This window comes from Gammaproteobacteria bacterium (assembly GCA_019748175.1).
Lineage (GTDB): Bacteria > Pseudomonadota > Gammaproteobacteria > JAIEPX01 > JAIEPX01 > JAIEPX01.
Window position 1 is genome coordinate 182,467 of record JAIEPX010000002.1, and the last position, 19,164, is coordinate 201,630.

16 protein-coding genes are annotated in these 19,164 nt (G+C 38.5%); 10 read left to right on the forward strand and 6 right to left on the reverse strand.

Translation table 11 applies throughout. The features are described 5' to 3' along the window. Nucleotides 1-13 precede the first annotated feature (13 nt). The 4 genes from K2X50_01020 to K2X50_01035 all read right to left on the reverse strand — a co-directional run bounded on the left by K2X50_01020 (nucleotide 14) and on the right by K2X50_01035 (nucleotide 4,924). Entirely contained in the window at nucleotides 14-910 is an 897-nt protein-coding gene (locus K2X50_01020) for a DMT family transporter (protein ID MBX9585814.1), read from the reverse strand. A gap of 144 nt (nucleotides 911-1,054) precedes the next feature. Further along, the gene (locus K2X50_01025) at nucleotides 1,055-2,926 is read right to left on the reverse strand and encodes a KUP/HAK/KT family potassium transporter (protein ID MBX9585815.1); all 1,872 of its coding nucleotides are present in this window, start codon (nucleotides 2,924-2,926) and stop codon (nucleotides 1,055-1,057) included. A gap of 69 nt (nucleotides 2,927-2,995) precedes the next feature. Next, a complete protein-coding gene (glpK, locus tag K2X50_01030) occupies nucleotides 2,996-4,486 on the reverse strand; it encodes a glycerol kinase GlpK (GenBank protein MBX9585816.1) in 1,491 nt (496 codons plus the stop codon). 63 nt (nucleotides 4,487-4,549) lie between these two features. Next, on the reverse strand, nucleotides 4,550-4,924 hold the full coding sequence (locus K2X50_01035; GenBank protein MBX9585817.1) for a hypothetical protein: 375 nt from the start codon (nucleotides 4,922-4,924) through the stop codon (nucleotides 4,550-4,552). A 199-nt stretch (nucleotides 4,925-5,123) separates the two neighbouring features. Here K2X50_01035 and K2X50_01040 point away from each other — a divergent pair, with 199 nt between their 5' ends. From K2X50_01040 to K2X50_01050, 3 genes are all read left to right on the forward strand, one after another. Next, nucleotides 5,124-5,618, forward strand: a complete 495-nt coding sequence (locus K2X50_01040; protein MBX9585818.1) for a YchJ family protein — start codon at nucleotides 5,124-5,126, stop codon at nucleotides 5,616-5,618. A gap of 208 nt (nucleotides 5,619-5,826) precedes the next feature. Beyond that, nucleotides 5,827-7,299 carry an ATP-binding protein gene (locus K2X50_01045; GenBank protein MBX9585819.1) on the forward strand — a complete coding sequence of 491 codons (1,473 nt, stop codon included), beginning with the start codon at nucleotides 5,827-5,829 and terminating at the stop codon, nucleotides 7,297-7,299. Between the two features lie 709 nt (nucleotides 7,300-8,008). Continuing rightward, complete coding sequence (locus K2X50_01050) at nucleotides 8,009-9,307, forward strand: DNA cytosine methyltransferase (GenBank protein ID MBX9585820.1); 1,299 nt, start codon at nucleotides 8,009-8,011, stop codon at nucleotides 9,305-9,307. 37 nt (nucleotides 9,308-9,344) lie between these two features. Here the strand turns inward: K2X50_01050 and K2X50_01055 are convergent, their stop codons facing one another. Next, nucleotides 9,345-10,064 (reverse strand): restriction endonuclease, encoded by a 720-nt coding sequence (locus K2X50_01055; protein ID MBX9585821.1) that lies wholly within the window; start codon nucleotides 10,062-10,064, stop codon nucleotides 9,345-9,347. Nucleotides 10,065-10,396: 332 nt separating this feature from the next. Between K2X50_01055 and K2X50_01060 the strand changes: the two genes are divergently transcribed. The 3 genes from K2X50_01060 (at nucleotide 10,397) to K2X50_01070 (ending at nucleotide 14,220) form a co-directional block, all read left to right on the forward strand. Continuing rightward, nucleotides 10,397-11,731, forward strand: coding sequence for an MATE family efflux transporter (locus tag K2X50_01060; protein ID MBX9585822.1), 1,335 nt, complete (start codon nucleotides 10,397-10,399; stop codon nucleotides 11,729-11,731). A gap of 61 nt (nucleotides 11,732-11,792) precedes the next feature. Continuing rightward, a complete protein-coding gene (locus tag K2X50_01065) occupies nucleotides 11,793-13,841 on the forward strand; it encodes a hypothetical protein (protein ID MBX9585823.1) in 2,049 nt (682 codons plus the stop codon). A gap of 40 nt (nucleotides 13,842-13,881) precedes the next feature. Next, the gene (locus tag K2X50_01070; protein ID MBX9585824.1) at nucleotides 13,882-14,220 is read left to right on the forward strand and encodes a tRNA-binding protein; all 339 of its coding nucleotides are present in this window, start codon (nucleotides 13,882-13,884) and stop codon (nucleotides 14,218-14,220) included. A gap of 23 nt (nucleotides 14,221-14,243) precedes the next feature. Here K2X50_01070 and rph read toward each other — a convergent pair whose 3' ends face one another. Beyond that, entirely contained in the window at nucleotides 14,244-14,975 is a 732-nt protein-coding gene (rph, locus tag K2X50_01075) for a ribonuclease PH (protein MBX9585825.1), read from the reverse strand. A gap of 141 nt (nucleotides 14,976-15,116) precedes the next feature. Here rph and K2X50_01080 point away from each other — a divergent pair, with 141 nt between their 5' ends. The 4 genes from K2X50_01080 (at nucleotide 15,117) to K2X50_01095 (ending at nucleotide 19,136) form a co-directional block, all read left to right on the forward strand. Next, on the forward strand, nucleotides 15,117-15,983 hold the full coding sequence (locus K2X50_01080; GenBank protein ID MBX9585826.1) for a YicC family protein: 867 nt from the start codon (nucleotides 15,117-15,119) through the stop codon (nucleotides 15,981-15,983). A gap of 24 nt (nucleotides 15,984-16,007) precedes the next feature. Further along, nucleotides 16,008-16,622: a guanylate kinase gene (gmk, locus tag K2X50_01085; protein ID MBX9585827.1), complete on the forward strand. Its 615-nt coding sequence runs from the start codon at nucleotides 16,008-16,010 to the stop codon at nucleotides 16,620-16,622. A gap of 121 nt (nucleotides 16,623-16,743) precedes the next feature. Further along, nucleotides 16,744-16,989, forward strand: a complete 246-nt coding sequence (gene rpoZ, locus K2X50_01090; GenBank protein MBX9585828.1) for a DNA-directed RNA polymerase subunit omega — start codon at nucleotides 16,744-16,746, stop codon at nucleotides 16,987-16,989. Between the two features lie 29 nt (nucleotides 16,990-17,018). Beyond that, on the forward strand, nucleotides 17,019-19,136 hold the full coding sequence (locus K2X50_01095) for a RelA/SpoT family protein (protein ID MBX9585829.1): 2,118 nt from the start codon (nucleotides 17,019-17,021) through the stop codon (nucleotides 19,134-19,136). Nucleotides 19,137-19,164 lie beyond the last annotated feature (28 nt).

A 19,164-nucleotide genomic window follows, 5' to 3' on the forward strand; every position in this document is an offset into this window, starting at 1 on the left:
GATTACTCCATTCTTATGCTATTTGAAATTGTACGAAAATTGCGCTAGCCATGATTAGAAAACCGCCAATGAATTGCAGTGTGGTGACAGATTCATGAAGCAGGATGATTCCAACAATAACTGTAACGAGTGGCTCTAATACTGAAATTATAGAGGCTCTTGTGGCGCTCATATGTTGTAATCCGTTCATCATTAATTGAATAGGTAAGGCAGTTACTAATATACCGAGCGTGAGCAGGGAGATCCATGATCTACCACTTTGAGGAAGAATGAAATTACTCGATGTCAGCGATAAAATTAAAAATAAGCTTGCGCTTCCAAAACACACAATCATCGTGAGTAAGTTCGAATTAATATCAGCGGTGGCGAATTTTTTGCTGCCAATAATGTAGAGTGCATAACTTAGAGCAGCTAGAACTCCCATGAATAATCCATTGAGACTCAGTGTGTGCCCGGAAAAATCGTGTAATAAGATTAATCCCACAAACATAAGTAAGAGAGTGAAAAAAGTTAGAAGACTCATTTTATGTCTGTGTACAATCCAAGAATATAACGCAATTGCAATGGGATAAGAAAAGAATATGACCATGGCAAGTCCAGTACCTATAGATTGGCTGGAAACAAAATAAAATCCGCTTGATCCAGAGTAGCCTGCTGCACTGAGTAAAAACATGATAATGATAATTTTAGGATTAAACGAAATATTTTCACTTCGGATAATATCTTTTATGACGAAAATCATCATCCAAACGCCCGCAATCAAAAATCGCCAAAAAAGCATACATGAGATAGACATATTATCGTTGATGATGTAAGTGCCGAGATACCCCATAAATCCGTATAAGGCTGCTGAAAGTGCGATCATTAACCACGCATGTGTCATTGTTGTTGAATTGAGTTGTTGAGCCATAATCGCTACCTAAAGAGTGTAAATTTGTCATTATTGGTCATTATACACCATCAGAAGGCTTTTTAACATAGATATTAGTAATTTACAGGGGTTCCCGGCTAAGGAAAATCACTTGCAATCAAAGGGTTAAAAGATTTGAGTGGCCTATATTGGTACTTGTCGCCCAATTTCGACGACTTGATCGCTAGGTAAGCAGAAATAATCTCTCAGATGAGCTTGGTTTCGTTCAAGTATATCGTATACTTCTTCTTGCCAAGGTGGTAACCCTTTTCCATCAGTTCGATTCATAATCGAGTTACGTCCAATATAATATGTCACATCATCAGTATTAATTTTATATCCTAATACCTCGCAATCTTTTAATATTGCAGGAATATCCGGTCTTTCCATGAATCCATATCGCACTTCAGCGCGCCAACATTTTTTTGAAATTTCATTGACTGAAATTCGGTCGGAAGATTGTACCCACGGTATTTGCAATATTTCGGTATGTAAAATAAAAATTTCTTTATGGAGTGAGCGATTTTGCCTAAGATGCCACACCATCACAGGTGGTGTATCCTTTTTGGATCGGGTTAAAAAGACTGCCATACCCGGAACTCGAGGGATATGCTTGTCCTCAAGCGATGATAGAAAATCATTTAATGGTATAAGTTTTTGATGTAATTGCGCTGTAACAGCGCGAGCACCTCGGTGCCAAATCCACATAATTAAGTAAACAAAGACTGCAATCATTAAGGGGATATAACCACCCTCTTTGATTTTTGCAAGATTGGCAATAGTGAATGCACTATCAATCATGAAGAAAATAGATGCGATACCGCCCGCAATAAAAATATTCCATTTCCAAATATAGCGCATTGCGATGAAAAGAAGGGTGGTGGTCATCAGCATCGTCATAGAAACGGCTATACCATATGCAGAGGCTAAATTTGTTGATTTACCAAATCCAATCGTTAATCCTATTGTTAAGAACATCAGTAAATAATTAATTACACCAATATAAATTTGTCCGTAACCCATTGATGAAGTATGTTTAATCCACATGCGTGGTAACCAACCTAGTAATATAGCCTGGCGAGTCATTGAAAAAGCCCCAGTGATAACGGCTTGGCTTGCAATGATAGTTGCGATAGTGGCAAGAATTACCATGGGAATTAATAACGACTCTGGACAAAGGCTATAAAATATATTGCTTTCAGATGAAGTACCATCAAGCACTGTTCCTGCTTGCCCCGCATAGTTCAAAAGTAAACTCGGAAATACGATTGAAAACCAAGCATATTTAATGGGTGTTCTACCAAAATGTCCCATGTCTGCATATAAAGCTTCTGCGCCCGTGACGCAGAGAAAAACACCACCGAGTAAAAAAAATCCAGAAAGTCCATTGCTCAGAAGAAAACTGAATGCATAATATGGATTCAGTGCTGCAATTACGCTCGGGTGTTGTAATATTCCACGAATTCCAAGCACAGCAATGATGACAAACCAAATTAACATAACAGGTCCAAACAGTTTACCAATTCGTGCTGTACCTTTAGACTGAATTGAAAAAAGAAGCACTAAAATTAATACCGATGCCGGAACAATATATGGTTTGAAACTTGTGCTTACCTCATTCATACCTTCAAGTGCAGAAAGAACAGAAATAGCAGGAGTAATTGCGCCGTCACCATAAATTAATGCAGCACCAAATAATCCCACTGCAATAATGGCAGGACGCTGTACTTTTTTCATGCCTAATAATGACAAGAGCGCCATAATTCCGCCTTCACCATCATTATCGAATCGCAGCGCAAATAAAACATACTTAAGGGTCGTGATTAGGAATAAGGTCCAGATGATTAGAGATAGAGTGCCCAAAATGATACTGGAGTCTGGAAAATGAGATGTTCTGCTTAATATTGTTTGAAAGGTATAAAGAGGGCTGGTTCCGATGTCCCCAAACACAATGCCCAGTGCCGCAAAGCTTAGGAAAGGTACATTTGTACTAGACGCTTTTTCACTCGGTCGCACTGTTACATCCCTGTAAAAGATCTATCTAGAGATTATAGCCTATTATAAGCTTTCGGTATTATTTAGGTGTTAATCAGTAGAAATTCTATTTACTGCTTTTAGCCAACCTTCATACAATGTGTCTCGCTGATTTTGAGACAGTGTAGGTTCAAAACGACGGTCTAGAGTCCAAATATCGGTGAGCGAAGAAAGATCTTTGAATACTCCGGTTGATAATCCTGCAAGATAAGCAACGCCCATGGCAGTTGTTTCAGTGTATTTTGGCCTTTCGACAGTTAAGCCAGTAAGGTCGGCTAAGCGTTGACAAAACCAGTTATTATTTACCATGCCTCCATCGACTTTTATTCTTTGTGGATGTCCTAAGTTTGCATCGTGCATGTCTCGCGCTATAGCGTTGAGTAAATCACGCGTTTGAAAGCAAACAGCATCGAGTGCCGCTTTGGCGATTTCAGCCGTGCCTGTATCGCGAGTGAGTCCTAAAATAGCGCCACGCGCATTTGGATCCCAATAGGGCGCACCTAATCCTGTAAAGGCAGGAACAAAATACAGGCCTTCAATGGGTTTTGCTGTGGTTGCTAAAGATTCAATTTCAGCGGCCGTTGAAATGAGTCCCAAAGCATCGCGTACCCATTGAACGACTGCGCCTGCAATAAAAATACTACCTTCAATCGCATAGGTTGTCTGATTGTTAATACGATATGCACAGGTTGATAATAATTTATTTTTAGAAGTTGAAATTGAAGAGCCTGTGTTCACTAACATAAAACAACCAGTGCCATAAGTAGATTTGACATCTCCAGCTTCGAAACATGTTTGTCCGAACAAAGCAGCTTGCTGATCACCTGCAACGCTGCGGATAGGGATAGGTACTCCGAAATAATTCGGAAGTGATTCTCCAAAATTATCGGCGCTTTCAAGTATTTCAGGGAGGCATTGTGCAGGAATGTTAAATAATTTTAGGAGTGATTCACTCCATTTTAGAGAATGTAAATTCATTAACATTGTTCGTGAAGCGTTCGTAACATCTGTTGCGTGAATTTTTCCACCCGTTAATTTGAAAATTAGATAGGAATCTATAGTGCCTAATGCAAGTTCTCCTTTTTCTGCACGTGTACGTGATCCTGGAATATGATCGAACAACCATTCTGCTTTTGTCGCAGAAAAATACGGATCCAATAATAATCCTGACTCGTTAGAAATTATTTTTTCGTAACCGGCATCTTTGAGTTCGCGGCATCGATCGGCAGTGCGACGATCTTGCCAAACGATGGCGTTATGTAATGGAGCGCCTGTAGAACGATCCCAAAGAACAGTGGTTTCACGTTGATTGGTAATTCCAATAGCTACGATTTGGTTTGCTGGAATGCGTTTCGTCATTGCTTGACAACATTTTAATGTGGCTTCCCAAATTTCGTTGGGATCGTGTTCGACCCATCCATTAGCGGGGTAAATTTGTTTTAATTCTATTTCATGTTTATCAATTGGAATTCCATTAGCATCAAAGAGTATGGCTCGCGTTGATGTGGTGCCCTGATCAATTGATAAGATATATTTGTCCAACTCGTAGTTCCTTAATTGATATCCCTGAGATCATGGAAAAATATGGAGTGGGTAGTTTCTAAACTATCTCAATATTCCATCGCGTTGGGTTACATTGCAAAACGGAACATTGGTAATCCCACATTGCAGTTTGAATTTTTCATTTTCACTTACAAAGACAGCTTCTTTGCGTCCATTGAGCAATTGTTTTGCAAGATCACCGGAAAATCCAGAACGAGCAGTTGTTATCTCGCAAGAATGTTTTCCACATTGAATGCTGAGCTCGGGAGTAGAGATAGAAGTATCGCCAAAGTTTTTTTTAAATCCTTCTGCATCAGTGCCATTAATTGTTGTAATTTTTTTAATGCTCACAATAGTGTGAGTATCGGCTAGACTTGAAAAACTGAAAATGCTCAATGAAATGAGTGCTAGTAGTTGAAGTGATTTTGTCAATTGCATAAGAGCTCCTTAGTGTGAATACAGTTTTAATTGTACTTTTTGGAAATTATCTAGACAAGTGATCATATTAACCTATAAGATGAGAATGATTATTATCTCATTCTAGTTTAAAGCCCGATTGGGCCTTTAATGGTTCATCTGATTGCAACCAGACTAGTCGTCATAAAATGACTGCTAAATAGACACTTAGAGATTATTGATGAGTATTAACGATATAAAAGAAAATGATTCTAGAGACTGTCCGTGCGGTTCCGGAAAAACATACGGAACTTGTTGTAAGTTATTTCATCAAGGTTTGAAGTTGCCGCAAACAGCTGAAGAATTAATGCGTTCCAGATATTCTGCTTATGCTTTAGATAATTTAAACTACATAAAAAATACAATGCAGGGAAAAGCGGCTCAAGGATTTTCAGATCAAGAATCAGATAAACAACAATCACATCGATTGTTAGGTCTTGAAGTAATGCGCCATTTTGCAGATAAAAAAAATTCTAGTCATGCCTTTGTAGAATTTAGAGCGCTGCATCAGTATCAGGGAAAATGTACAGTAATCCAAGAGCTCAGTGAATTTTTTAAGATTGATGGAAAATGGTTTTATGTTGATGGTAAAATAGAAAAAAGCAGTCGAAACGATTCATGTCCTTGCCGCAGCGGAAAAAAGTTTAAAAAATGTCATGGTATCAATGAGGGTTAATGTTCGATAACAACGTCGATTTGTCTATTTGTCAAGATTTGACCCCTTCCCTCCCTTCCCTCTCCCTTCCTTTGGCCGCGAAATTATTACTATTTAGGGCCAATAACACTATAAATACATCGTTATTGGCCATAAATTAACTATACATTCGGGCCAATTATGGCTATAATTGTCTATTATTGGCCCTACAACATAGTGAGACTAAGATATGAGCATTAAACTAGATCAATTATTTCCAGTAAATACGCACTTCGTTGGGCGTGATTTTGAGCGGGAGGGCTTACTTGATGCGGCTAAATCTGATGAGGCGATTATCATCGTGGTCTATGGTCGAAGACGAATTGGGAAAACAGAACTTGTGGAGCAGACTTTTAGGGAGCGTAATTTGCTCAAACTTGAAGGTGTTGAAGGTGGCGATACTCAAGCTCAAATAAAAAGAGTGCTTTTTCAATTGTCTAAAGCATTGGATCAGCGTTTTATAGAACATCTTAATTTCACAACCTGGTATCAGGTGTTTGATTATATTTCAGAAATCGTTAAAGAAGGGGTTTGGACACTTTATTTTGAAGAACTTCAATGGCTTGCTGAATATAAAAATGAATTCGTTTCTGATTTAAAGCTTGCTTGGGATAATCATCTGCGTAAAAACCCGAAATTAATTGTAGTGCTTTGTGGGTCTGCACCTTCTTTTATGATTAATCAAGTAATACATTCTAAATCGCTTTACAACCGTTCGATGTATGAGATTCATCTTAATGAATTTAAATTAAATGAAATTAGACAATATTTGGCAAATAGATCTGAGCGAGAAATCATGGATGCCTATTTAAGCGTAGGTGGAGTGCCTGAATATCTGAAAAGAATCAATAAGGGCTCTTCTATACAGATTGGAATTTGTGAGAACAGCTTCAAGAAAAATAGTTATTTTAGTAGGGAACATGACAAAATTTTTATTAGTAGCTTTGCTGAAAATGTTCATTATAAAGCAATTGTGGAGTATTTAAGCCATAGGAAATTTTCAACTCGTGGTGAAATCGAAAAAGAACTTAACATATCGAGCGGAGGCAACTTTACTAATGTCTTGAATGACCTACAGTTATGTGGATTTATTGAAAAATACACTCCCTATAATGCCGATGAAAAAAGCAAGTTAGCACGATTTTGTATCGCCGATAATTATCTGCGTTTTTATTATAAATTTATTCGCCCGATAATAAATGACATCAATCAGGCTAATTTTAATCACTCACCAACCCAGGCGTTAAATACAGAATCTTATATGAAATGGTTGGGTTACGCTTTTGAGCGTTTTTGTAGAAAAAACCATAAAATCATCTCCACGATCTTAGGTTTCTCAGCAGTCCGTTATGAGAGTGGCGTTTATTATAATCGAGGCACGGATAAAAAAAGTCGAGGTTACCAAATTGACTTAATATTCGATCGAGCAGATCATGTATTTACTATTTGTGAGATAAGATATACACAAAGTGCTGTGGGTATAGATGTGATTGATGATTTCGAGAAAAAGATAAAACTACTTGATAATCCAAAATCTAAAACCATTGAAAAAGTATTGATCTCGTTAAGTGGTGCAACTGAAAGCTTGAAAAATAGGCACTATTTTGATCGGATAATTACGTTGGAAAATATTTTTGAGGTGAGTGAGAAGTTGTACAGGTAAGGAGGTAAGGGGTCTCAAAGTCGGCGTGAGAATCCGACTGTCTTTCCGGGAATTGCTCGCTCGGATCCCCCTCGCTGCGCTTTATATCCCTCCAAGAATAAGATGGGGTCAGGTCTATCATTGAAACTTTAGACTAAAGTGTCAATGTTAGACCTGACCCCATCGATTATGATAGGCAAAATAAAGCCATCTATGATGAACTTGATCGCGATGAGTGTACTATTTTGTAATAGTTATTTCTGGGTAAAACGCAAGCGATTTCATTGCTATCAACGATCATATTGCGCACTGGATTAGCAATTTTTGGATAATATGTAATTAATAGTGCTTAGCTTTTGATGATGGCCTGAGATCAAGGTCGCAATGAAGAGTCAATGGAGCTCTTAGTATTGATACATCCTCATGTTAAAAGTCAAAAGAATGTATCAATCTTAGATCTGACCCGTTCCACTCCTAAATGGCTAAAAGGTGCCCGTTACAAGAATTTTTTTAGTGTCGTACACAACTAAATTTGATAAGATCTCGCCATCGGGTTTTTAGATCTAGCGAATTTGGTGAAATTCTGTCGTTTAAGCTCTAGCCACCAGGATCTGATGATTACGTCATAGGATTCATATTTTAGTTGGTTTGAGCATCCTACTCATTATTGACAGTTTCCCAGTTTAAGTTAAAAAAATCCACCAAATTTCGCCATTGTTCATTGGTAACTATGAGTTCGATCCAAATTTACAAGGAGAAGACAGTTTTGAAATTTATATCTCTTTTCAGTGGTGCAATGGGTTTAGACTTAGGTTTAGAGATGGCTGGCTTTGAGTGTGCCACTTGCGTCGAAAACGATAAAGACGCAGTTAACACAATCAAATACAATAAACCAAATCTTCCAGTTTTTGATTGCTCTATAACTGAGGTTACTGGAAACGAACTTAAGAAAGCTGGAAAATTCGGAAGCTCAATTGTGCCCCTTGTTGTCGGAGGGCCACCATGCCAAGCTTTTAGCGTTTTCGGTAATAGGCTTGGTATTGAAGACGCAAGAGGACAATTAGTTTTTGAGTTTCTGCGCATCGTTGAAGAAACCAATCCTGCAACATTTCTAATGGAGAATGTTCGAGGCTTGCTATCCATGTCAATTGCACCTAACAAAAAAGAACTCATAGACAACAAAGATATTCCGAAAGAATATTTTGAAAAAGGTTCACTGCTACGAAAAATTTTTAATGGGTTTAATGAACTTGGCTATCATGTAGATTGCTTTGTAGTTAACTCGGTTAACTATGGCGCACCCCAAATAAGAGAGCGTATATTACTTATTGGAAATCGATTCGGGCATTCTGTAGACTTCCCTCCACCTCAGTACAGCAATAGACCAAAAGATCATTTACCTCCTTTTAAAACTCTTGGCGAAACAATTTCCCCTCAATCTGGGTTTGTAGATCTTTTCCCAGAGGCAATGAACTTTAGTCCTAGAAAGCTCAAATACCTTTCTATGGTTCCCGAAGGGGGGAATTGGAGAAGTCTGCCCGAAAATATTCAACAAGAATCTATGGGTAGAAGCTGGTATTTGAAAGGTGGCAGAAGCGCTTATTGGAGAAAATTATCTTATGCCTTTCCAAGCCCGACTGTTGTAACAATGCCGAATCATGCTGGCACTAGCATGTGCCACCCTAAAGAGCTGAGGGCAATTTCAGTAGGGGAAGCAGCAGCTATTCAAGAATTTCCAGCTAAGTGGAAGTTTCAAGGCACTACAACAGCAAAATTTCGACAAGTTGGCAATGCAGTTCCTCCGCGCCTTGGCAGGGTAGCAGGAGAGGTTATCAAGGGGCTATTAGAGAAAATAAAGATTGAAGGGAAAGCTAATAATCCACGATGTGGTCACACAATTAGCCACTTAAGACCCCACGTGAGGACTAGAACCTTTTGGAAAGATGGAGAATCTTTCTCGGGAGACAAGTGCTACTACGATAGAGAGTCTGAGCAAGAAAAAAAGTTAGTTTTACTTGAGACTGAGTGAGAGGCTGTAATTAGAAGTCCTGCAACCCAGATATGCATTATCCATTTATTTTTGACAGAAGTTTCTTCCAATCCATAATTCCATTGACTCTTACATCAGCTTCATATTTCTCAACAACACTAGTCTTGAACTGTTCAAGAAGCTTGGCAGATGTCTCATGAATTTTTTCTTCGTTGAGAGCCTCACAAATGCCTTTTAGTACCCACTCCTGCGTTTCTTCTGCTCCACCACTTAACCATGTCCAAAATTCACGACCAGAATAGATATGAACGCGATGGGTCAGGTCATGAACGTTGTGCACAGCACCTCTGTTGATACCTCGTAAAATATCGTATTTATCGGTCAAATCTTCTTTATTTCCATAAAACACTCCAACGACAATATTGTCAGCTATGTCAGGATACTTTTCAGTAATTTCCTTAAACGCCACATTTAACTGGACGGCCATTGTTAATTGAATAGTCCACCTGCCAGCCTTTAACGACAGCAGTTCAATCTTTCCATCCTCTCTGGTTATTATATGATCAATCTCATCAAAACATGGCTGCCCAAATGGTGCAGTTTGCCTACGAAACTTGACATCCAGCTTCTGCGCACCAAAAACTTTTGTAACAATCTTTTCATCTACCAGCTTACCAAAGCTTGTATTATGCCCAGTCATCAAATGGCTAGCGATAATCAAATCAACCAAATCTTCAAAACTACCTAAGTGGTGGTAACTGAACAAAAAGGGCATTAAAAAGGGGTTAATTGACATGGTTTCATTCAGCTTTTCCTCGAGCTTTTTTCTACGTTGAGCAATCCACCATTTAGCCCAGTATTTTACACCGTTAACGACATCTACTTCATTTTTCATTTGACTTCCTTGATAACTATAAAATCCTCAGTTTAGTAAAACTTTGCATACACTGACAGTGGAAAAACCCGAAACACGCTGATTCAGATTAAAGATAACCGTGCAACAGAGGGATTTCTATATTAGTCTGAAGAAGAAGAGGAAGCCATTGGTTTTAGCTACAATTTGTGTTAGAATATCCAATATAAATCTAATGTTAATTATGAAATCCCTAAGAAAATGATGAGTATTTAATGAAAAAATTGAACTTTGGTATAGCAAAGTTAGCGGCACCCCTTATATTATCCAACTTGACCGTTCCCTTATTGGGGTTTACTAATATCTGCATTGCTGGTCATCTTCACCATCACGCTACTGTAGCTGCGATCGGTTTGGGCGTTATGGTCTTTAATTTACTGTTTTTGGGCTTTGCATTTTTAAGAATGGGAACGACAGGATTAGTGGCACAGGCCTATGGCAAAGGCGGGGAAGAAAATACGTGGCAGACGATTGCACACAGTTTAATATTATCGTTCAGCATAGGTCTTATTATTATCTTATTCAAAAATCCCATCGGAAATCTGCTTTTCGGATTAATTCAAGGTGATGGTGCAGTTAAAGCGGCGGCATTACAATATTATTCTTTGCGTGTTTTTGCAGCACCAGCAACTTTAATAAATTATGTTTTAGTAGGTGCGTTTATCGGGTTGCAGATGGTTCGAATGCCACTTCTATTGATGCTCATTGTGAATGGTCTTGCTGTTATTTTAGGTCTTGAGTTATCGGTGGTACATCATCTTTCTATTAGAGGAATAGCAATTGCGGATATTATTGCACAGTATACAGGCGCTTTAGTCGGAATAGTTTATTTATATAAGCGATTATCTGGGGCTATACATTTGAATAATTGGCGTTTCAATATTGATTTTTTTCGTAAAATTACATTTATTAATAGTAATATCTTTCTTAGAACTATTTTTCTAATAAGTACATACAGTTTTTTTACTCTTCAAAGTTTAAAATTAGGGCCTGTTTATTTAGCGGCTAATACTGTTTTAATGAGCTTTATGACGCTCACCAGTTTTGCTCAAGATGGTTTTGCGAATGTTGCAGAAGTGCTTGTGGGTAAAAATGTAGGCCGTGGTGATTACGCGGCTTCAAATCAAGCGATTTTTGATGCGGGTCGATGGGCCTTAGTGATAGGTATCACTTTCTCCATTATTTATCTTATATTTGGACGTCAGCTAATTAATGTAATGACTTCATTTCCTGAAGTTCGACAAATTGCAAAACATCAGTTAATTTTTATCATATTTCTTCCCTTAATTTCTATGGCATCATTTTTCCTCGATGGAGTATTTATTGGCGCGACAAAATTTAGAGAAATGCGGAACACAATGTTCTTTTCTTTTTCGGGTTTTCTCATAGTGTGGTGGTCATTACATAATTTTGGCAATATTGGACTCTGGATTGCATTGCTAAGCTTTTTTGTATTCCGAGGACTCTCGATGGGTGGTTTCTTTTGGTTGAGTCACAGAAATAATGTTTTTTATTTCATGAATAACAAATCGCAACAACTAGCTAATTAAATATGGTATTGACGATTGTTAGTTAATATGTATAATTATCGCTTAATTCAGGTAAAAAACAATGAAACAACGCAAAGAATCTTCTGAGCATATAAAACCCCAGCTAGAAGGGGGTGATTCTATTACAGCCGAAAATCGGGTAACTATCGAAGGCTATCTGAAAATTGCTTTGGCTGATTTAGAAGAAGACTGTGATCAGGCTCAAAGAGTACAAGCCATCGCTCATATCCTAATGCCGGAAAAATACGCACTTGAACATGATAATAAAGGCTATCGTGAAGAAGTAAGTTCTATTAAAGAAAATTATCACAATCCTGCTGACATGATAAATTTTTTAAAAAAACGACAAATTTATACAAGAGATGATCAACAGCTTGGACATGAGATTCGTTCAATACAAAGCACTATTTTAATTCAAGAATTAAAAAAATTGGATCCGAATCATCCTCTTTTATTAGAGTTTGATCAGTCGCAGTTTGCTGTAAAACAGGAGAATCCTGAATCAAGCACTGTTCCAATTCTGAATGATTCGGAAGATGAATCTCACGTAGAATCGACGGCTCAGGTTGAAATTTCCACTGATGCAGTTTCTGCAGATGATATTCTTAAACGACAGGAAGGGTTTTTACCCGAAGTCGAAGAATTTATGCCCATCATTTGGCTACAGTATCCCATTGGCTCACCTAGAATGCTGTATATCTATCTTAAAATGCTTAGGATTTTTAGTGAATTCAACTTACCTAGTTATAAAATACTGGATCAGGAATATAATGAACTTAGTGGACTACGTGGGAAATTCGATAATATCTTTATTTATTTGACACCTCATCTATCTTTGGAACAAGTTTTGCTGTTAATGGCAGTCTTAGGGAAGCCGAAAACAAGAAGTGAAGAAGTTTTTTTACATAATATTGACTTTCACTTCCGATGGTATCGTTTTACAGAGGTTGGTAATTATAGGCAGAATATTGACGCGGCATTATCAAAAGTTCAGGAGTTAAAGAATCACAGTTTGTCTTTAAGTTATCCTTATTTATTCGCAATGAATTGTTTATTAAGACATGATTTGAAATCTTGGAATGATGGCGATGTTCACTTAGCCAATAGACTTATTACTGAATTTGACCGCGACGAGATGAATGGCAGAGAAGATGGTCGTGGTAAATTAAGATTACCTTCTGCTGAGTTAGATTTGCGTATTGCAAAATATTATGAAAGCAAAGATAGATTGAAAGAAGCTCGAGAGTATTATTATAGCGCAAATTTAAGACTAGTAAAAATTGCTACAGTGCATATTGATGGTTTTAATTTCGATCCTTTTGATAGAGACAACTTTAAGTTGACTGTTCCTCCGCCAATGTCTGCAAAACGTCTATCTGCACTAATAAGATGTTTAGATAATTTGATTATTGTTGCGCTAAGATTAGGTGATTCGGTTAATACGATTAATGACCACATTCGTTCCTTAAATGGCTATATTGATAAACTTCAACAGACTGAGCCATTAACCGTGTTGACAATTTCCAAACGGGAAGAAATCCCAGTATTGATCACGTCCCAAGAAAATTCTAAAGAGATCTTAAAGGCTGTAAAGCCAATGCAGAAATTTCCAAAATCTGCTTTTTTTACTCAACAAATTCAAGAGGGTTTTGAGTTTAATCTAATGGCTTTATTAAAATTGATGAATTTTCCGAGTTCTAAAATTAAACATATTAAAAAAAATCTGGTATCCGGAGTTGAAATTTATTGTGAAAATCTGGAAGATGGTATTTTGCTCTATAATATCCTATTAAAGATTATGGCTGATGGTGAAGAAAAGAAATATGGTGGGCACTTGTCTTATGATAAATCTGAATGTTGTGTAGAAATTACCTTTAAAGCTTATCATGCTTTCATAAGATGTCTAGAAATCATTGAGAGTATCTCTGTTGAATCCGTCACTGAAACTCAGCAGAGCACTGATGCTATTTCTCCTGAAACATTGAGAAGAATACTTCAAACATTGTCTGCTGACAAAACATCAGGCCAGTTAACCACATGTACTTCGGATAGTGATTTATACGGAAATAATTCTAGTTCATCAGATGAAGCTTCATTCGAAATCAAGTAGAATGTCCATTAATGAATTCAATAGGGAAGGAGTATAGAGAATGGGTGAAATTACTTATGATGAATTTGAACGTGTTGAATTACGTTCTGGGACGATTGTGAAAGTAGAAGAATTTCCTCGTGCAAAGAAACCTGCATACAAAGTATGGGCGGATTTTGGGGCTGATATTGGAATTTTACAAACGTCAGCACAAGTGACAGCTCATTATACGCCTGAAAAATTAATGGGTAGACAAATTGTGGGTTGCGTTAATTTAGGTGAAAAAAATATTGCAGGATTTGTTTCACAGTTTTTACTCGTAGGATTTTCTGATGAAAACGGCGGTATTTGTTTAGCAACCGTTGAACCTAATGTTCCTAACGGGAAGAAATTGCACTGATGTCTGTTAGGGGTGTCACCCTGTTACGCAGCTTCAGTGACCCAGCCCAAAGCTTCTTTTTGCAATTTAAACAACTGCTGAATTCCATGATTGCCCAACTCAAGTAATTGATTGAGTTCTTGCTGAGAAAAAGCTCTTTGTTCACCAGTACCTTGGACTTCAATAAATTCTCCGCGATCAGTCATCACGATATTCATGTCGACTTCTGCTTTGGAATCTTCTTTGTAATCAAGATCCAAAACAGGGACGTTGTTAAAAATTCCAACAGAAACTGCACTCACAAGTCCACGAATCGGATCTTTGGTAATCATTCTTTTTTGTTGCATAAAACGTACAGCGTCAATTAATGCAACGCATGCACCGGTAATCGCTGCAGTACGAGTTCCACCGTCGGCTTGAATGACATCGCAGTCAATTGTAATGGTGTAATCGCGAATGGCATCTGTGTTGATCATGGCTCTCAAAGATCGACCAATGAGACGCTGAATTTCAAAGGTGCGGCCTCCTTGAGTCCCCCGGGTGGCTTCACGTTGTGTACGTTCATGAGTTGCACGAGGAAGCATACCGTATTCAGCAGTTACCCAACCTTTGTTGCTGTCACGTAAAAAACGAGGAACACCTTGAGCAACGCTTGCGGTACAAATGACTTTGGTTTCGCCAAATTCTACCAGTGCTGAGCCTTCAGCGTGAATAGTAAAATCGCGAGTTATTCGGATTTGACGCATTTCGTTAGGTTGGCGTTGACTGGGTCTCATGGAGCCTCTCCTCGGTAAATTTTGTAACAAATTGAAAATGGTATTTCTTTGATCATTATAGCCAATACAAATTGATTATGATAGTGTAAGACGATCTCGATTTGTGCAAATATTCAGTGATATTAGACTTAAGAGGTTAATATGATCAGTAGTATGACGGCCTTCTCACGAATGCAAGACAGTGGCGACTGGGGTTCGGCAGTGTGGGAATTACGTAGCGTAAATCACCGCTATCTAGAAATTAATGTAAGGTTACCCGATTCACTAAAAGAATTAGAGCAACAAGTTCGTGAAACCATCAGTAAATTTTTATCGCGCGGGAAAGTGGATGTGACCTTAAAATACGTTGCGAGTGCAGCGATGTCTGGACACGTAAATTTGAATAAGTCAATGTTGTCACAACTTCGCACTGCTATGAGCGAATTAGAAACGGAAATCGGTAGAGCAATTCATTGTGATGCGACGCGATTATTATCGTGGCCAGGTGTGCTAGAAGAGCAATCTCCAGATATGGCCCCCGTTCATCAAGCGGTTTTAGCATTATTAAAAAAAGCATTAGATTCAATGGTTGAAATGCGTGTCCGCGAAGGAAAAGCGACCAGTGAAATAATTTCTTCTCGATTATTGTCGGTTGAAGAGCAAGTCAAATCGTTGCGCAGTATTTTACCTGAATTATTAAAGTCACAGCGCGAACAATTGCTCGCAAAATTAAGTGATTTAAAGGTTGAGTATGATCAAGATCGTTTTGAGCACGAGTTAGTTTATTTAGCGCAAAAAGCTGATGTAGAGGAAGAGCTTGATAGATTAGAAACACATGTTGTTGAAGTGAAACGGAGTTTAACTCAGAATGATGCAATGGGACGTCGATTAGATTTTCTGATGCAAGAATTAAATCGCGAAGCAAATACGTTGGGATCAAAGGCTTCCGACACGCGCGTAACGATGACAGCAGTTGAGCTTAAAGTGTTGATTGAACAGATGCGCGAACAAGTGCAGAATATTGAATAGTATAAAACGGACAAGGGATCAGGCATGACGATCGGAACTTTGTTTATCATAGCAGCACCTTCAGGGGCTGGAAAAACGACTTTAGTTCGGGCCATTACTCGTCGAATTCCTAATATTCGAGTGTCGGTCTCACACACAACACGACCGCAACGTTCTCGAGAAGAGGATGGTGTTAATTATCATTTTGTGGACGATGAGTCCTTTCAGCGTATGGTTAATAATCAGGCATTTCTTGAGCATGCCGAAGTTTTTGGTTATCACTACGGAACTTCAGCGGGTTGGGTAGAAGAACAATTGGCTGCAGGAACGGATGTCATTCTTGAAATCGATTGGCAAGGTGCGCAGCAAATTAAAAAGCTGAACCAAAATATTGTGAGCATATTCATACTTCCTCCTTCGATCGATGCTTTGAAGGAAAGATTGACTCGTCGAAATCAAGATGAGCACGATGTCATCGCGCGCCGACTTGCTGAGGCAAAAATAGAAATGTCACATTGTCACGAATTTGACTATGTTGTAGTGAATCAGTATTTCCAGCATGCCGTCCGTGATTTAACGACAGTAATTCGTGCTGCTCGAATGTCGTATAGAGTACAATCTCAGGTCCATTATCGGCTTCTGCAAGGCCTCTTGAGTTAGTTATTGACCAGCTCTACAGTCCTTCACCTGGATATGCTGCACTTGTAATACCGGTAATTTTCTGCTAAAACAGAAGATTATAGAGCAATTCTGCTTACTATTTGTCTTTTTGGAGTTAATCATGGCGCGAGTGACTGTACAAGATTGTTTAAATCACGTTGATAATCGTTTTGAATTAGTGCTGTTAGCTGCAACTAGAGCACGTCAGTTAGAAAGAGGGGTCATGGAACCTCATGTAGCCTGGGAAAACGATAAACCAACCGTAGTGGCATTGCGTGAGATAGAAGCAGGTTTTACAGATTTCAGTCGGGCTAAAGCGGCGAAAGAAGAATTCGACTTATTCGCTGGAACTGAAGACCAGCAGTAAGCAGATCGGTTCAGGGGAGGAAACAGAGCGTGCGAGTCATTAAACAACTGGTTCGCAAACTGGATTACCTTCCTAAAGACCAGATAGATGAAGTTTACCAAGCCTACCATTTAGCTAATGACGCGCACGTCGGGCAGCGACGGGCAACTGGCGAACCCTATATAACTCATCCCATCGCAGTAGCCACCATTTTAGCTGAAATTCGCATGGATAAAGAAAGCATTATCGCGGGTTTATTGCATGATGTGGTTGAAGATACTCACGTTACAAAAGTGGAAGTTGCACGACAATTTGGCGATACTGTTGCTGAAATCGTAGAAGGCGTCACCAAACTTAGTAAAATAGAATTCAAAAGTCGCACAGAAGCCCAAGCTGAAAATTTTAGTAAAATGGTACTGGCGATGTCTAAAGATATTCGCGTGATCATCGTAAAACTCGCTGATCGTTTACATAATATGCGCACCATCGATTCATTACCCATTCCAAAACGTCGACGTATTGCAAAAGAAACACTTGAAATTTATGCACCTATTGCCAATCGACTCGGTATGCATAGTTTTTATTTAGAGCTTGAGGATTTAGGATTTAAAGCAAGTTATCCTCGACGTTTTAGAATATTGCAAAAATCTGTTGATAAGGCGACTGGAAATCGACAAGAAATTTTTGATGTTATTTTTAAATCCATTAAAAATGGGCTTAATAATAGCGTGGTTGATAAATATGAAATTAAAGGTCGTGAAAAACATTTATTTGGCATCTATAAAAAAATGATCAGAAAACGTTTGGCATTTGATGAGATCATGGATGTATATGGTTTTCGAGTTATTGTGACTTCAGTTGATTTGTGTTATCGAGTGCTAGGAATTATGCACGGACTTTATAAGCCTGTACCGGGACGATTTAAAGATTATATTTCTCTGCCTAAAGCGAATGGTTATCAGTCGATACACACAACATTAGTAGGGCCCTACGGAGTACCCATTGAAGTTCAAATTCGAACGTTTGAAATGGATGAACAAGCGAATAACGGAGTTGCGGCTCATTGGTTGTACAAATCAGGAGGTCAACAAGCTGAGATATCTGAAATAAAAGAACAGCGATGGCTCAAAAATTTATTGGATATGCAACAACGAACAGGTAGCTCTGAAGAATTTATTGAAAATGCAAAAGTGGATTTATTCCCTGATGAAGTTTATGTGTTTACACCTAATGGAAATATTATTCAGCTTCCGGCGGGTGCAACCCCGGTAGATTTTGCGTACGCTATTCACACTGATATTGGAAATTTTTGTGTGGCAGCAAAAATCGACAGACAGTTAGCGCCCTTATCGAAACGATTGTCGAATGGACAAACAGTAGAGGTTATTACTTCACGATCAGCAAGACCAAATCCTAATTGGCTTGATTTTGTTGTGACAGGGAAAGCACGATCCAGTCTTCGTAATTACTTAAAAATGCAAAAACGTGCTGAATCGGTTTCATTGGGTAAACGATTACTTGATAAAGCTTTAGCGAGTTTTTCACTGTCTTCCAAGAAAATTTCTGCAGAAAAATTCGATGCTCTTTTAGCCGAAACAAAATTGGAAACCCGAGAAGATCTTTATGCTGATATAGGAATGGGAAATCGTGTTCCGATGTTAGTTGCTCATCGATTAGCAGATGCATCGACGGCACATTCACCTGAAGAAAATGCTACAGAGTCATCGACCTCGCCATTAATGATACATGGAACTGAAGGCTTAGTGATACAAATGGCAGAATGTTGTTATCCGCTGCCAGGTGATCCCATAGTGGGTATTATTAGTTCAGGTCAAGGTGTGATTGTGCACAGTGAATTTTGTCATCATATTGCAAAATTACGCTTAGATTCTGACGTATGCTTGCCACTCCGTTGGGAACCTCATATTAAAGGTGAATTTACCACACTCATTGAAGTAGATGTCATTAATCGACGTGGGGTGCTAGGTGAAATGGCGAATGCGGTTTCTGCAGCTGCGGCCAATATTGATGATATTCATGTTTACGAACGCGACGATCATCGTTACACCGTTTCTTTCAGTCTTATTGTTGATGATCGAGCTCATTTAGCGAATGTGATCCGAAACATTCGAAAATTAAAATCTGTAGTGCATGTGCGTCGAGTATAAACAGCATCTCCCGGTTAAGGATTTTGTA

What these genes read in the sequence shown, in the direction of transcription:
- K2X50_01055 (MBX9585821.1), bottom strand. Translation starts at nt 10,064, where the DNA reads ATGTCAATTAACCCCTTTTTAATGCCCTTTTTGTTCAGTTACCACCAC.
- K2X50_01060 (MBX9585822.1), top strand. Translation starts at nt 10,397, where the DNA reads ATGAAAAAATTGAACTTTGGTATAGCAAAGTTAGCGGCACCCCTTATA.
- K2X50_01040 (MBX9585818.1), top strand. Translation starts at nt 5,124, where the DNA reads ATGAGTATTAACGATATAAAAGAAAATGATTCTAGAGACTGTCCGTGC.
- rpoZ (MBX9585828.1), top strand. Translation starts at nt 16,744, where the DNA reads ATGGCGCGAGTGACTGTACAAGATTGTTTAAATCACGTTGATAATCGT.
- K2X50_01045 (MBX9585819.1), top strand. Translation starts at nt 5,827, where the DNA reads ATGAGCATTAAACTAGATCAATTATTTCCAGTAAATACGCACTTCGTT.
- rph (MBX9585825.1), bottom strand. Translation starts at nt 14,975, where the DNA reads ATGAGACCCAGTCAACGCCAACCTAACGAAATGCGTCAAATCCGAATA.
- K2X50_01035 (MBX9585817.1), bottom strand. Translation starts at nt 4,924, where the DNA reads ATGCAATTGACAAAATCACTTCAACTACTAGCACTCATTTCATTGAGC.
- K2X50_01070 (MBX9585824.1), top strand. Translation starts at nt 13,882, where the DNA reads ATGGGTGAAATTACTTATGATGAATTTGAACGTGTTGAATTACGTTCT.
- K2X50_01065 (MBX9585823.1), top strand. Translation starts at nt 11,793, where the DNA reads ATGAAACAACGCAAAGAATCTTCTGAGCATATAAAACCCCAGCTAGAA.
- K2X50_01080 (MBX9585826.1), top strand. Translation starts at nt 15,117, where the DNA reads ATGATCAGTAGTATGACGGCCTTCTCACGAATGCAAGACAGTGGCGAC.
- K2X50_01020 (MBX9585814.1), bottom strand. Translation starts at nt 910, where the DNA reads ATGGCTCAACAACTCAATTCAACAACAATGACACATGCGTGGTTAATG.
- K2X50_01050 (MBX9585820.1), top strand. Translation starts at nt 8,009, where the DNA reads ATGAGTTCGATCCAAATTTACAAGGAGAAGACAGTTTTGAAATTTATA.
- gmk (MBX9585827.1), top strand. Translation starts at nt 16,008, where the DNA reads ATGACGATCGGAACTTTGTTTATCATAGCAGCACCTTCAGGGGCTGGA.